Genomic DNA, 13,494 nt, shown 5'->3' with positions numbered 1-13,494 from the left:
GGGCGGGCGGGGGCCCGTGGCCGGCACGTGACCGGGCACGGAACGACGGGACGGGTGCGGGGCCGTGGACCGGCCGTCAGTTGTGGGCGGGCTCGCGCTCGTCGACGGGCTCGTTGCCGCGCTCGGGCACGAACCGGTACCCGACGTTGCGCACGGTGCCGATCAGCGCCTCGTACTCGGCGCCGAGCTTGGCGCGGAGCCGCCGGACGTGGACGTCCACGGTGCGGGTGCCGCCGAAGTAGTCGTACCCCCAGACCTCCTGGAGGAGCTGGGCGCGGGTGAAGACCCTCCCCGGGTGCTGCGCCAGGTACTTCAGGAGCTCGAACTCCTTGAAGGTCAGGTCCAGGGCGCGGCCGCGGAGCCGGGCGGTGTAGGTGGCCTCGTCGATCGACAGGTCGCCGTTGCGGATCTCGTCGGGGACGTCCTCGGCCGCGGAGAGGCTGAGCCTGCCCACGGCCATCCGGAGCCGTGCCTCGACCTCGGCGGGACCGGCGGTGTCCAGGATGACGTCGTCGACACCCCACTCCGCGGTCAGCCCGGCCAGGCCGCCCTCGGTGACGATCACCACCAGCGGGCAGGCGACACCCGTGGTCCGCAGCAGCCGGCACAGGCTCTTGGCCTGGACGAGCTCGCGGCGCGCGTCCACCAGGATCGCGTCGGCGGGCGGGGCGTCGAGCAGGGCGGACGCCTCCGCCGGCGAGACCCGTACCGAGTGCAGCAGCAGTCCCAGCGCCGGAAGCACCTCGGTCGAGGGCTCGAGGGCGTTGGTGAGCAGCAGGAGATTGCTCACGATGTCTCCTTCCCGCGTCATGCCGGCAATAAGCCGTACAAACACGTAAGGACCCGGGGGCTACATTGCCCAGGTCCCGTAGTAGGTGAGGATAACCCACGGGGATGAAGCGTTCAGCGAACGTCCACCTGATGAACACGGGTTCTCCAGGTGAATTCGCCGTAATGGCGTGGTAACCCTGCGTGCGGTCAAGGAGATGATTCACAGATGGCGACGGGCATCGTCAGGTACTGGGCGGCGGCCAAGGAGGCGGCGGGCGTGGCGGAGGAGCCGTTCGAGGCCGCCACCCTCGACGAGTTGATGACCAAAATCACATCGGGCCGTGACGCGCTCGCCCGCGTGGTGAGACGGTCGTCGTTCCTGGTCAACGGGGATCCGGTGGGGCTGCGGGCGCACGGGACGGTCGTCCTGGCCGACGGGGCCACGGTGGAGGTGCTGCCCCCCTTCGCGGGGGGCTGAGCCGCGGGAGGCTACCACCTGGGCGTCGTTTCGGACAGGATGGCCAGGGGAGATCACGCCCACGGCCTCACCCCGGAGCCGGAGAGTGAACAGGGAGTCGGATGCGTAAGCTCATCGCTTTTCTGGTCCTGCTTCTCGTCCTCGTCGCGGTCCTGGACCGGGTGGCCGTCACCGGGGTGCAGCGTGAGATCGCCCGGCAGGCGACGGCCAAGTACGACCTGTCCGCCCCGCCCGAGGTGACCATCGCGGGCATTCCCTTCCTCACCCAGGCGATCGCCGGCCGCTACGAGAGGGTCGACGTCGCCGCGGGCGCGATGACGATCTCGGGCGTGGCGCTCTCCAGCGTCGACTTCACCCTGCACGGCGTCACCGCGCGGCTGGAGGACCTCGTCATGCGCCCCCAGCAGGTGGACATGCGCGCCGAGCGGGTGGAGGGGGCGGTCGTGGTCCCGGTGCGGGCGCTCAACCAGCGGGCGCCGCGCGGGGTCAAGGTCAGCGTCGCGGGCGACGCGCTCCTCATCAAGGGGGAGATCACGGTGCTGGGACAGCAGGTGCCGGCCGAGGCGACCATGAAGGTGGAGATCGTCCAGGGCGGCCTGCAGCTCCTCGCGGAGAAGGTGACCCTGGGCGGCGGCATCGCGGTGCCCGACCCCAACCGGTTCCTCAACTACCGCATCCCGCTCGGGAAGCTGCCCTACAACCTCAAGCTGACCGACGTCCGGGTCGTCCCCGGAGGGCTGCGCATCTCGGGGACGGCCTCCGACGTGCCCCTGCGCGGCTGACCGTGTCCCGTGTCTGAACCGGATCGCCCCGGCGTACGTCGTGAGGGTGTGAGCCAAGCCGGAACCGCCGACGAGCAGCTCGTCAGGGCGCTCTTCGACGAACACGGCGGGCCGCTCTACGGCTACGTGCTGCGGCTGACGGGAGACTCGGGAAGGGCGGAGGACGTCGTGCAGGAGACACTGCTGCGGGCCTGGCGCCACCCGGACGCGCTGACCGGACGATCCATCCGCGCCTGGCTGTTCACGGTGGCCCGCAACCTCGTCGTCGACCAGCACCGCGCGCGCAGCTCGCGCCCGCCGGAGACGGGCGACGAGGCGCTCGCGGTGGTGCCCGCCGAGGACGAGCTGGAGCGGGCCGTGGAGTCGTGGGCGGTGGCCGAGGCGCTGGCCGCGCTCAGGCCCGAGCACCGCGAGGTGCTGGCCGAGGTCTACTACCAGGGCAAGTCCGTCCGGGAGGCCGCCGACGCGCTCGGCATCCCCGCCGGAACGGTCAAATCGCGCACGTATTACGCGCTTCGGGCGCTCAAGCTGGCGCTGGAGGAGCGGGGGCTCGCGCCATGACGACGACCTGTGACGAAGTACGGATGTCGCTCGGGGTCTACGCCCTCGGCGCGCTGGAGCCGGACGAGCGGGCGCCGGTCGAGACCCATCTCGCCGGGTGCGCCCGGTGCCGCGCGGAGCTGGAGGAGCTGACCGGGGTGGCCACGTTCCTGGGCAAGGTGTCCCAGGACGACGTGGCGCAGGTGGCGAGCCCGCCCGGCGCGGTGCTCGACCGGCTGCTCAGCGCCGGTGTCAGGCGACGCCGTACGAACCGGCTGATGCTCTCGCTGGCCGCCTCGGTGCTGGTGGTCGGGCTCGGCGGCGGGACCCTGTGGACGGTCTCCCAGTCCCAGCAGGACGTCGGCACGGCGGTCTCCGCGCCGCACCCGGCCGCGGGCGGGGAGACGGAGGCCGACCAGGGGGCGGACGCCCGAAGCGGAGGCCGGGAGCAGGGGGAGACGCTGCGGGACCCGGGATCGTCCCAGGACGACGCCCCGACCAAGGCCGCGCCCTCGTCGCCCTCGTCGCCCCCGTCGCCCCCTTCGCCGTCGTCGCGGCGGCCCCTGCCGTCGTCCTCGCCGTCCTCGACCGGGTCCCGCCCGTCCGACCCGGAGTCGCAGATCATGCTCGCGCCGAGCGAGGTGCGGGCGGCGGATCAGCGCGGCGCGGTCCGCGCGGTGGCGACCGCGTCCGTGGCGCGGGGGGTCACCACGGTCAGGGTCGTGCTCACCGGGGTGGCCGACGGAACCCGCTGCCGGCTGAGGGTGTTCGGTGACGGCGGCCTCAGGCAGACGGCGGGCGTGTGGACCGTCGGCGGGGCCGCCCAGGACGCCTCGGGCGCCTTCGTGACGACGACCACGATCCCGCCCGAGCGCATCACCTCGTTCGAGATCGCCACCGCCCGGGGACGGGTGCTGATCACCCTCCCCGTCCCTTGATCGTCCCCTGATCGTCCGCCGGCCGGCACCGGCCCGTCCGCGGGAATCGGGCGGGGCCCCGGCGCGTTGTCCTTCGTCATGACCGGGTGGACGGTACTGGCCGTCACGCTCGCCCTGGCCACGCTCGCGGGCGTGCTGGTGCGGCGGCGCGACGGCGTGGTGCGGAAGGCGAGGGGCGGGGTGGAACGGCTCACCGCGGACGACCTGCAGATGGAGCTCGGGGAGCGCGCGACCCTCGTGCAGTTCTCCAGCGCCTTCTGCCAGCCGTGCCGGGCGACCCGGCGGATCCTCGACGAGGTGGCCCGGATGGTGCCGGGCGTCGCGCACGTGGAGGTCGACGCCGAGTCCCGTCTCGACCTGGTCCGGTCGCTGAACATCATGCGCACCCCCACGGTCCTCGTCCTGGACGCGTCCGGCCGGGTGGTGCGGCGGGCCTCCGGCCAGCCCAGGAAGGCGGACGTGATCGGCGCCCTGGGGGCGGCGGTGGGCGAGTGAGCGGGGCACCCTACCGTCCACCGAACGATCTTGTCTCAGAAATTGGACGGGGATGTGACAGATGGCGGGACGCCGGGGTAATGTCATGGGCATGAACCCGACGACAGAGCTGCTCACGAAGCGGCGCGCGGTTGATTTCTGCCGCGTGACCACCGCGCTCTGTCGCGTTTCCTGAGGGCGATCTCAAGCGGCCGTTCGAGCCGCACCGATCTGCACGACCCTTCAGGGAGCATCACGCGATGCAAGCCGATCCCCGAGCTCTCCGTTTCGCCGCGGCCGTCACCGCCGTCGTGCTCGCGCTCGTCCTGGTCACCGGTAACCCGTGGTTGCTGGCCGCCCAGGCCGTGGTGTTCGCACTGGGCGTCGCCGGCCTGTCGCCGTACGGAACGGTCTTCAGGGCTCTGGTGAAGAGTCCTCCCCGGCAGGTGGAGGACGCCTCGCCGCCGCGCTTCGCGCAGGCGGTGGGACTCGCCTTCGCCCTGGTCGGCCTGGTCGGATACGTCGCACAGATCACGCCGCTGGCCCTCGGCGCCACCGCCGCGGCACTCTTCGCCGCCTTTCTCAACGCCGCTTTCGGGCTCTGCCTCGGCTGCGAGATGTACTTGATCATTCGTCGTCTACCACCCGCCGCACGATGATCCCGGAGGATCAAAAATGAGCCGCTCCGCCGTCCTGGTCGACGCCGACTGGGTCGAGGCCAACCTCGACACCCCCGGTGTCGTACTCGTTGAAGTGGACGAGGACGCCAGTGCCTACGACACGGGCCACATCCGTGGCGCCGTGAAGATCGACTGGAAGCAGGACCTCCAGGACCCGGTCCGCCGTGACTTCGTCGACCGTGAGGGCTTCCAGGCGCTGCTGTCGTCCCGGGGCATCTCCAACGACGACACCGTCGTCCTCTACGGCGGCAACAACAACTGGTTCGCCGCCTACGCCTACTGGTACTTCAAGCTCTACGGTCACGAGAACGTCAAGCTCCTCGACGGTGGCCGCAAGAAGTGGGAGCTCGACTCCCGCGAGCTCGTCAAGGACGTCACCGAGCGTCCCGCGACGAACTACCAGGCCAAGGACCAGGACCTGTCCATCCGTGCCTTCCGTGACGACGTCGTCGCCGCGATCGGCAAGCTCAACCTGGTCGACGTGCGCTCGCCCGACGAGTTCACCGGCAAGCTGCTCGCGCCCGCCCACCTCCCGCAGGAGGCGGCGCAGCGCGGCGGCCACGTTCCCACCGCCCGCAACATCCCGTGGTCGAAGACCGCGAACGACGACGGCACCTTCAAGACGGACGAGGACCTCAAGGCCCTCTACGAGGGCGAGGGCGTCGACTTCTCCAAGGACACCATCGCCTACTGCCGTATCGGGGAGCGCTCCGCGCACTCGTGGTTCGTCCTCCACGAGATCCTCGACCAGGCCAGCGTCAAGAACTACGACGGATCGTGGACCGAGTACGGCTCGCTGGTAGGCGTGCCGATCGAACTGGGAGAGGCCCGCTAATGACTCAGGGATGCGCAGCTCCGGAACAGACGGCCGCGATTCCGGCCGGGATCGACCTCGCGGGACAGGCCGTGATCCAGGGCGTGGTCTCGGGCGCCGGCAGGGCGTACGCCCGCCTGCTCGACCACGCCGGCGAGTTCACCGGTGAGGTGGTGGTGTCCGACGAGGGCGTCTTCCGCTTCTTCGCCGCCCCCGGTGACTGGACCGTCCGTATCATCGCGGGCGGTGGCGTCAGCAAGGACATCCCCGCCCAGGCGCGCCTGGGCGAGGTCACCCAGCTCGCCGTGAGCGTCTGACCCGGCAGGGCCGGACCCGTTCACCTCGTCAAGGACCGGTACCCCCTCGGGGGGTGCCGGTCCTTGCGCGATGCGGGGCCTTTTTTCATGCCTGTGGCCCGCGGCCTTCCGCCGTCCCGCTCCTCCGCTCGTTCCCGTCTTCCCACTCTTCCGCTCGTTCCCGCCTCCCGCCTTCCCGTCTTTCCGGGAAGGCGGTCGGAAGGTCAGGCGGGAAGGCGGTCCTCCACCCGCCGTACGGCGTCGGCGTAGTCGGGCTCGGGGGACATGGCCGCCGCCAGGCGCAGGTGCGGCAGCGCCTGCCCGTGCCGCCCGGCGCGCTCCAGCGTCCTGCCGAGCAGGAAGCGGGCGTAGTGGTCGCCGGGGGCGCGCTCCAGCAGCGACTCCAGCGTCTCCCTCGCCCGGCCGAGCTGGGCCGAGCCGAAGTAGGCGCGGGCCGCCAGCAGGCGAACGGCGGGGTCGTCGCCGTGCTCGGCCAGCAGCGGCTGCAGCGTCCGCAGGGCACCGAGCGGGTCCCGCAGACCCAGCAGCGCCTCGGCCTGGCGCAGCCACCGGACCTCGTCGGGGATCTCCCTCGGCGGAGCGGCGTCGCGTACCAGGCCGGCGAGGACCTCCGGAGGCTGCGCGCCCGTGACCGCGGTGTCGCCGACCACGAAGGTCGGTGAGGTGGCGACGCCGTGGGCCTTGCCGCGCAGCAGCTCGGAGCGGACCTCGTCCGTGCCGTCGCCGCGCTCCAGCGCCTCGGCCGTGCCGTCCAGGCCGGCCTCGGCGGCGAGCGCCGCCAGGGTGGCGCGGTCGGCGATGTCGGCGCCCTCGGTGAAGTGGGCGCGCAGGATCCGCTCGACGACCGCGTCCTGGAGCGCCGCGCCGCCCCGCCCGTAGGCGAGGGCGATCACCCGGTGGGCGTCGAACGTGTTCGCCCGCCACACCGCGCCCCGCCACACCGCGCCCTGCCGCGGCGCGGCGTCGCCGGTGCTCTCACCGATCCGCTCGGCGGCGGCGGCGTTCGATACGCGGGCCCGGTTCTCGGCCGGGGTCAGGGTGGGGTGGCAGGCCCGCAGCGCGCCCTCGGCGACCGGGTCGCGAAGGGCGTCCTCCAGGGGCTCGGACGGTATCGGGGCCATCGGGTCGATGAGGTACGGCCGCCAGACGACCTCCACGTCCTCGCCGAGTCCGGCCTTCTCCAGGCGTCGCTTGCCGACGTAGGCCCAGGGGCAGACCAGGTCCGCCCAGATCTCCATGCGCTTCATGGCCTCTGCAACACACGACAGGCGTCGTTTATTCGACACATGTCGTTTAGGCTTGGCGGCATGCCCGCAGACGATCCGAGAATCCGCAGGACGCGGGCCCGGCTGCGCTCCGCCGTGCTGGAGCTGGCCGGTGCGCGCGACCCCGACTCGATCACCGTCGCCGAGATCGCCCAGCTGGCCGGGGTGAACCGGGCCACGGTCTACGTCCACTACCGCGACCGTGACGACCTGGTGCTCGACGCCATGGAGACCGCCGTCGCCGAGCTGGCCGCCGACGCCGCGCGGTGCCCCTACCGGGAGCCGGGGCCGGTGCCCGCGTCGCTGGTCGCCCTGTTCGAGCACATCGGGGAACGCGCCGGGCTGTACCGGCGGATGCTCGGTCCGTACGGCAGCGCCCGGTTCCGCGCGCGGCTGCACGAGGCCCTGGCCGCGGGGCTGGGCGACCCCTTCGCGGCGGGCTCCAGGCCTCCCGGGCACGACGACGTGCCGCCGGAGATACACGCCCATCACGTGGCGGGCGCGCTGGTCGGGATCGCCACGTACTGGCTGGGGGAGCATCCGCCCCGTCCCGCGGCCGACATCGCGGCGGCGGCGTGGAGCCTGGTCCGCTGAGCCCTCCGCCGCGTCGGGCGGTTTTCCTGTGGCCGGTGAGGCCGGGGCCCTACGATGCATCGGGTGTCCGGAAGGTCTGTCATGCCGCCAGTTCCGTCCGTTTCCGCGCCGCCCGCGCCGTCGCGGGCCGCCGGACGGGAGCCGGCCCCGCTCTCGGCGTCCTCGCTGCCCGCGCACATGCTCGGGATCCTCGCGGCCGGCGCCCTGTCGCTGGTCGTCTGGTTCTCGATGGGACGGGTGGTCCGGGCCCTGCTGATGGTGGCCGCCAGCGAGGTCTCCCACGGCGACCACCGGCAGGTGCGGCTGGTCGTCACCATGTTCCTGTTCACCCTGATCGTGCTGACCGAGCTCGTGGTCATGGCCGGGATGCTGCACTCGGTGCGCGGGGCGCTGCGGGAGATCCGGGCCCGGCGCCAGGACGGCGAGGCGGACGAGGGCATGTTCGGCGCGCTGAACCGCGCCACCCTGGTCTTCGCCACCATCTACCTCGCCTGGGGCTTCCAGAGCGCGGACGCCCGGGAGTTCATCGCGGTGGACACGGCCAGGCGGATCGACCAGGACCTCGCCGGCAGCCTGGCCGGCAGGGAGATCGAGGGCGGCACCGGCCTGATCGCGCTGGACCCGCGGATCTCCCTGACCATCGCCGTGGTCGCGTACCTGCTCAGGACGCTGTTCGGCTGGTGGCACGCCAACGGCAGGGTCACCGGGAGCGGCGTGGCCGCGACCTTCTTCGAGCTGGCCTTCGCCTTCTACAGCCTCAACGCGCTGTTCGCCTTCGCCGAGGCGCGCTCGGACTGGCTCGACCACCGGGCCGTCGTGTCGGCGGTCGAGGGCTGGGCCGAGAACGCGCGCGAGAGCCTGCCGTGGTGGAAGACGTTCTCGCACGCGGTCGGCGACGTCTGGCCGCACGTGGTGGAGGGCCTGATCGTCCCGCTCACCTGGCTGACGGTGGCCTCGCTCGTCTACGGCGCCTTCGCCGAGGACACCCGCGCGGTCGTGCGGGGGACCCGGCTCGACGACGTGGCGACCCGGGTGGAGCGCTCGCACCGCCTGACCCGCACCACGATGAGCCAGGCCACGATGGGGCTCCAGGAGCGGTGGATCCCCCCGGTGAACGCCTTCCGGCTGGTCACCCGGGGCGGTCCCGCGCTCTTCGGCCTGTTCTGCCTGTGCCACGTCGGGATCCGGGTGGCGGCCGACCACGCGGACCGGGGCGTCCGGATGCTGATCGGTAGCGAGGAGCCGTTCGTCTGGGTGGCGCTGGGCGGGCCCACGGGCTTCCTGCGGGACCTGGTGGTGGCGGTGCTGACCGTCTGCCTGCTGGCGGCCACGTTCGACATCGCGGCCACCCGGAGCCGGGAGACGGGCCGGGCGCTCACCGGGTGAAGCGCAGCACCCGGTCCTGGGGGATCTCCTCCTTCGCGCTCCTGGCGAACATGTCCTTGACCGACTCGCCCTCCACCAGGCGGGCCGTGGAGGGGCGCAGGTGGACCTCGACCTGCCCGGCCACCCCCGCGGGCACCATGCCGACCAGGTCGTAGGAGTAGGGCGTTCCTGTCCTGTGGTCCTTGACCTCGTCGGGAACGTCGTCGCCCTGGGACAGGGCCTTCCAGACGCGGCCGTCGGGATGCCTGATCTCGACCCCGGGCTCGCCGCGCCGGCTGACGCCCTCGGCGTCCAGGGAGGTCCTGGTCACCTTGATCTTGAGCCATGTGCGGCCCGGCGCGGGCTTCTGGCCGGGCAGGTCGTCCACTTCCTTGACCGTGACCTTCCAGGAGACCCGCATCAGGGTCGCCTCGGCCCCCGCGGCGACCGTCAGGATCCTGTCCGGGGGGTGGGTGTCCCTGTAGACGGTGTAGCCGTTCCAGGTGGAGGCGGCCAGGGCGAGCACCACGGCCCCGGCCGCCCCGGCGGTCCGCAGCGCGGTACGCCCGCGCGGACGCGAGCCCGCGTGACGCCCGCGGGACCGGGCGGACGCCTCACCCGGGGACGGCGCCTCGTCCCGGACGGGCGCCCCGTCCCGGCCGGCCGTCGCGTCCCGCGAGGGTGTCGCGTCCCATGCGGGAGCCCCGTCCCATGCGGGAGCCCTGTTCTGCGTGGGCGTCCCGCCCCCTGCCGGGGTCGTGCCCCGCGTGGGCCGCGGCTCCCGCTCCGGTGAGAACCAGTCGCGCTCCGGCCCGTTCCCCGGCGTGCCCCGGTACGGCGTTCCCATCGGCCCGTCACCCCCTGCCGGCCGGCGTGTAGACGTCCTTGGCGGCCGAGATCAGGCGCTTGGCGGCCTCCTCGTCCAGCCCCAGGTCGATCTCGATCTCGGGCCCGTTCGGCTCGACGATGAGACCGCCCTGGGGGGCGAGCACGATCCGGGAGCCGGCCAGCTCCCCGGGCGGGATCTCGAAGACCGCCACGCCCTCGGTCCACCAGCCCGGCTGGACGAAGGGGTGGACGATGGTCGAGGTCTCCTCCATCCGGTCGGTCGCCTCGTAGCCGCGCCCGCTGTCGGCCAGCAGCACCGGGGCGCCCAGCCGCTGCGGCTCCCGGGTCGCCGTGGCGCCCACCTCCACGATGACGAAGATCCCTTTCGTGGTGACCCGCTTCTGTTCGTCAGGGGGGTCCCCGGAGCCGCCCGGGGGCGCGTTCGCGATGGACCGGGCGGCGTGCACCGCCTTGACCCGGGCGGAGAAGCGGGAGCCGGTGACGTTCTCGCCGACGCTCCCGGTCCAGGTGAGCGGTGCGTCGTGGTCGGAGACGCCCGCGCCGAAGGCGTGCAGTCCCACGGCCGCGACCGCCAGCGCGATCCCGGTGAGCACGGCGCCCGCGGCGCGCCACCGGCCCGGCCGCTCGCCGTCGCGGCGGCCGGGCGTCCCCGGTCCCTCCCGGGACTCCGTTCGCGGTCCCGTCTCCGGGTGGGGGCGGACGGGGGTGCTCACGAGCGCGTTCCCTTCGGCACGACGGGGAGCGTCACCCGGGCGGCGGTCACGGGCTTCAGCCTGTCGCCCTCGCCCTTGGTCACCAGGTGCCAGCCCGGCGTCAGGGTGATCCCCTCCCTGAACTCGTACCTGCCGACGTCGATGGTCAGTTCCCGGGGGGCCTTCTGCCCCTCCGCCAGCTCGTAGGCGACCACGACCCTGGCGGGCAGGGCCGGGTGCAGCTGACCGCCCTCCCCGCCGGGGCCGGACACCGACGGGCCGTACTTCCCGCCGATTCTGGGGGTGATCGCCAGCAGGGACGAGCCGAAGGACGGGCCGCCCGGCCCGCCGCTGTACGGCAGCCCCATGGACGCGGTCTCCTCGCCCTTGTTGACGACCTCGAGCTCGATCTCCAGCAGGCGCTTGGCCGGGCCGCCGAACGCGCCGGGCTCGCTCACCGTCCGGGACTCGACGAACCGGGTGGTGAACTGCTCCTGGTCCAGGGTGGCGCCCGGTCCCAGCCGCTTGGGCGGACGGTCCGGAGCGGTCGCCAGGCCGCCGAGGGCGGCGACGATCGCCAGGCAGGAGGCCGCCGTCAGGGCGGCGAGGGGGACCGCGACGGGACGCCGCCGGCGGGTGGACCCCTCGGGGGGATCCTCCGGGGAGGCAGTCATGGGAGACGATGGTAATCGGTGAGTCCGTCCCATCCGCCTCATTTATCCCTTAAGCACGGGTGAACCCGGGGAAAATGCAGCGGATTGGCGGGAACGCTGCCCGAATGGGAGGTCGAACTCTTACGCTGTCTCCGAGGCTTCCGATGAGCCCGATGGCGGAGGTTCCGTGGCGGACGTGCATCCCGAGCATGCGCAGCTCCAGGCGGACCGGATCTACCTGGGCTGGCAGTATGCCTTGTTGCACCCTGATCCGGGTCCGGCCCCCAAGCGACCCTCCCCGCTGGAGAACCCTCCCGAGCCCGTCGATCCCGAGTGGATCCGCAGGGAGCGCCTGAACGAGGACCTGCTGAACCGGCCGGTCAGGATCGTGCGCGCGTTCATGGCGGGGCTGGCCACGCTGATCCTCGTGCTGGGCGTCACCGAGATGCTGAGCTGGTCGTTCGCCGCGGTCGGGGTGATCGCCGCCGGTGGCATCGCGGCGTTCTGCAGCTACGCCGTGCACCAGGGCGACCGGGCGGTCCGCCACCGCATCAGGGAACGCGAGGCGGCCGGGGACCGGCTGCGCGAGGAACGCGACAGGGAGCTCTTCCTCGCCCAGGAGGAGCACGCCGCCCGCTACCGCGAGTGGGCGGAGAAGAAGGAGCGGCACGACCGCCAGCTCACCTGGTACGCGGTGGCCGTGCCCGACGAGATCGACCGGATCGACGTCGCCGGAGGCACCCTGCCCGGCTGGTCGGCGCTGATCACCCTGCTCGGCGCGACCCGCCTCTACAGCGGCGGCCACCTGACCGTGCTCGACCTGTCGGAGGGCGCGGTAGCCAAGGACCTCATCGAGCTGGCGCGCAGGGGCGGCGACGAACCGCTGGTCTGGGTGCTCCCGGTCGACCTGCCCCGGCTCGACCTGGGCGCCACGCTGGCCCCCGAGGCCTTCGCCGACGTCCTCGCCCACGTGGTGAGCGTCAGCGAGGAGCACCGTACGACCAGGGACCTGTCGTTCGACAACGCCATCCTGGAGCGCGTCCTGGAGGTCCTGGGCGAGAGCGCCACGATCAACCAGGTCACCGCGGCGCTGCGCGCCCTGGCCCAGGTCGGCGACCCGCGCGAGGACCTGCGGCTCGGCCTGATCACCGCCACCCAGCTGGAGCGGATCGGCACCCTGTTCGGCCGGGGCGTCAGCGACCGGGTGGTGATCGAGCGGGCGTGGGCGCTGGAGTCACAGCTGCGCAAGCTGGAGACCCTGGGCTCGGAGGCGGTGCGCCTGCCGCCCGCGCGCCTGCGGGTCGTGTCGATGGACCGCCAGGCGGGTGTGTTCGGCAACCGGGTCCTCGGCACCTACGTGGCCACCGCGCTCACCCACATCCTGCGCCAGTCGCCCGCCTCCGAACGGCCCTGGTACCACACGATCATCGTGGCGGGCGCGGACAAGCTCCGCGGCGACGTGCTGGACCGGCTCATGGACGCCTGCGAGACCTCCAGGACCGGCCTGGTGCTCACCTACCGCTCGCTCACCCCGACCGTACGGGAGCGGCTCGGCCGGGGGCACGCGGCCGTGACGTTCATGCGGCTGGGCAACGCCGAGGACGCCCGGATCGCCAGCGAGCACGTCGGCACCGAGCACCGCCTGGAGCTCGCCCAGCTCACCGAGACGATCAGCGCCGCCGGGGCCGGGATGGACGGCGGCTACGTCTCCACGGTCGGCCAGGCCGAGGAGGGCGAGGACGGGCGCGAGACGACACCCGCCGACCTCAAGGAGGACATCACCGAGTCCACCGAGTGGGGCCGGCGCGCGACCAAGGCGATGGGCGAGACCGAGCGGGTGCTCCACCGCTCCAGGGAGTTCCTGGTCGAGCCGCACCAGCTCCAGCAGCTCCCCACCACCTCCGTGATCGTCACCGACGCCACCGCCGAGGGCCGCAGGGTCCGCCTCGCCGACGCCAACCCGGCGATACTGACCTTCCCCAGGACGACGCTGGGCGAGTTCGACGAGATCAGGGACGCCGTGCTGGAGCGGGCACAGGGCAGGCGGCCCGACCCGCACGAGCCGAACCCGTTCGAGGACGCGCCGCCCAACCTCGGCCCGCCCCCGGCCAGGCTCGACTGGCGCCGCCGCCGATGAGACGACGGCCGGGCCGGTGGGTACGCCAAGGGGGCGTCCGTATGTCGTAATGGGATGGTCAATGCGGAGGTGCGAGCCCCGAGTCAGGTTCGACCGTGGTCACGGGGGTGGCCCACCCCCGATCACGCGTCGGCCGGTACGGCGG

At 72.7% G+C, this 13,494-nt stretch carries 17 protein-coding genes; 12 read left to right on the top strand and 5 right to left on the bottom strand.

Annotation, left to right across the window (positions count from 1 at the left end):
- Positions 1–76 precede the first annotated feature (76 nt).
- Positions 77–790 carry a winged-helix domain-containing protein gene (locus ACZ6RT_RS19785; RefSeq protein WP_399185620.1) on the bottom strand — a complete coding sequence of 238 codons (714 nt, stop codon included), beginning with the start codon at positions 788–790 and terminating at the stop codon, positions 77–79.
- Positions 791–997: 207 nt separating this feature from the next.
- On the opposite strand from ACZ6RT_RS19785, the gene ACZ6RT_RS19780 reads away from it, so the two are divergent.
- The 9 genes from ACZ6RT_RS19780 to ACZ6RT_RS19740 all read left to right on the top strand — a co-directional run bounded on the left by ACZ6RT_RS19780 (position 998) and on the right by ACZ6RT_RS19740 (position 5,794).
- Positions 998–1,249, top strand: coding sequence for a MoaD/ThiS family protein (locus tag ACZ6RT_RS19780; protein ID WP_399185621.1), 252 nt, complete (start codon positions 998–1,000; stop codon positions 1,247–1,249).
- A 101-nt stretch (positions 1,250–1,350) separates the two neighbouring features.
- The gene (locus ACZ6RT_RS19775; RefSeq protein WP_399185622.1) at positions 1,351–2,031 is read left to right on the top strand and encodes a DUF2993 domain-containing protein; all 681 of its coding nucleotides are present in this window, start codon (positions 1,351–1,353) and stop codon (positions 2,029–2,031) included.
- 48 nt (positions 2,032–2,079) lie between these two features.
- The gene (locus tag ACZ6RT_RS19770) at positions 2,080–2,592 is read left to right on the top strand and encodes a sigma-70 family RNA polymerase sigma factor (protein WP_344890407.1); all 513 of its coding nucleotides are present in this window, start codon (positions 2,080–2,082) and stop codon (positions 2,590–2,592) included.
- Positions 2,589–3,509 (top strand): anti-sigma factor family protein, encoded by a 921-nt coding sequence (locus tag ACZ6RT_RS19765; protein WP_470155184.1) that lies wholly within the window; start codon positions 2,589–2,591, stop codon positions 3,507–3,509. The genes ACZ6RT_RS19770 and ACZ6RT_RS19765 overlap by 4 nt, the downstream gene beginning before the upstream one ends.
- Before the next feature lie 78 nt (positions 3,510–3,587).
- The gene (locus tag ACZ6RT_RS19760) at positions 3,588–4,004 is read left to right on the top strand and encodes a TlpA family protein disulfide reductase (protein WP_470155182.1); all 417 of its coding nucleotides are present in this window, start codon (positions 3,588–3,590) and stop codon (positions 4,002–4,004) included.
- Between the two features lie 61 nt (positions 4,005–4,065).
- Positions 4,066–4,179, top strand: coding sequence for a putative leader peptide (locus ACZ6RT_RS19755; protein WP_470155181.1), 114 nt, complete (start codon positions 4,066–4,068; stop codon positions 4,177–4,179).
- A 64-nt stretch (positions 4,180–4,243) separates the two neighbouring features.
- A complete protein-coding gene (locus ACZ6RT_RS19750; RefSeq protein WP_470155179.1) occupies positions 4,244–4,642 on the top strand; it encodes a DUF4395 domain-containing protein in 399 nt (132 codons plus the stop codon).
- A 16-nt stretch (positions 4,643–4,658) separates the two neighbouring features.
- On the top strand, positions 4,659–5,498 hold the full coding sequence (locus tag ACZ6RT_RS19745; RefSeq protein WP_399185626.1) for a sulfurtransferase: 840 nt from the start codon (positions 4,659–4,661) through the stop codon (positions 5,496–5,498).
- Entirely contained in the window at positions 5,498–5,794 is a 297-nt protein-coding gene (locus ACZ6RT_RS19740) for a DUF1416 domain-containing protein (protein ID WP_344890394.1), read from the top strand. Before ACZ6RT_RS19745 ends, ACZ6RT_RS19740 begins: the two co-directional genes overlap by 1 nt.
- 203 nt (positions 5,795–5,997) lie before the next feature.
- Here the strand turns inward: ACZ6RT_RS19740 and ACZ6RT_RS19735 are convergent, their stop codons facing one another.
- Entirely contained in the window at positions 5,998–7,041 is a 1,044-nt protein-coding gene (locus ACZ6RT_RS19735) for a DsbA family protein (RefSeq protein WP_470155177.1), read from the bottom strand.
- A 60-nt stretch (positions 7,042–7,101) separates the two neighbouring features.
- Here ACZ6RT_RS19735 and ACZ6RT_RS19730 point away from each other — a divergent pair, with 60 nt between their 5' ends.
- A complete protein-coding gene (locus tag ACZ6RT_RS19730; RefSeq protein ID WP_470155176.1) occupies positions 7,102–7,653 on the top strand; it encodes a TetR/AcrR family transcriptional regulator in 552 nt (183 codons plus the stop codon).
- Between the two features lie 81 nt (positions 7,654–7,734).
- Positions 7,735–9,039, top strand: coding sequence for a hypothetical protein (locus ACZ6RT_RS19725; protein ID WP_399185629.1), 1,305 nt, complete (start codon positions 7,735–7,737; stop codon positions 9,037–9,039).
- Here the strand turns inward: ACZ6RT_RS19725 and ACZ6RT_RS19720 are convergent.
- Genes ACZ6RT_RS19720 through ACZ6RT_RS19710 form a run of 3 tightly spaced genes read right to left on the bottom strand, consistent with a single transcriptional unit; the run spans position 9,029 to position 11,233 of the window.
- Positions 9,029–9,865, bottom strand: a complete 837-nt coding sequence (locus tag ACZ6RT_RS19720; protein WP_470155174.1) for a hypothetical protein — start codon at positions 9,863–9,865, stop codon at positions 9,029–9,031. The two genes, ACZ6RT_RS19725 and ACZ6RT_RS19720, sit on opposite strands and share 11 nt — an antisense overlap.
- Before the next feature lie 7 nt (positions 9,866–9,872).
- Positions 9,873–10,580: a hypothetical protein gene (locus ACZ6RT_RS19715; protein WP_470155172.1), complete on the bottom strand. Its 708-nt coding sequence runs from the start codon at positions 10,578–10,580 to the stop codon at positions 9,873–9,875.
- The gene (locus ACZ6RT_RS19710) at positions 10,577–11,233 is read right to left on the bottom strand and encodes a hypothetical protein (protein WP_470155170.1); all 657 of its coding nucleotides are present in this window, start codon (positions 11,231–11,233) and stop codon (positions 10,577–10,579) included. Before ACZ6RT_RS19710 ends, ACZ6RT_RS19715 begins: the two co-directional genes overlap by 4 nt.
- A gap of 175 nt (positions 11,234–11,408) precedes the next feature.
- Between ACZ6RT_RS19710 and ACZ6RT_RS19705 the strand changes: the two genes are divergently transcribed.
- Positions 11,409–13,349 (top strand): hypothetical protein, encoded by a 1,941-nt coding sequence (locus ACZ6RT_RS19705; RefSeq protein ID WP_470155168.1) that lies wholly within the window; start codon positions 11,409–11,411, stop codon positions 13,347–13,349.
- Positions 13,350–13,494 lie beyond the last annotated feature (145 nt).

Source organism: Streptosporangium sp. NPDC050148, assembly GCF_055586505.1.
This window is presented reverse-complemented; position numbering and strand designations above follow the sequence as displayed.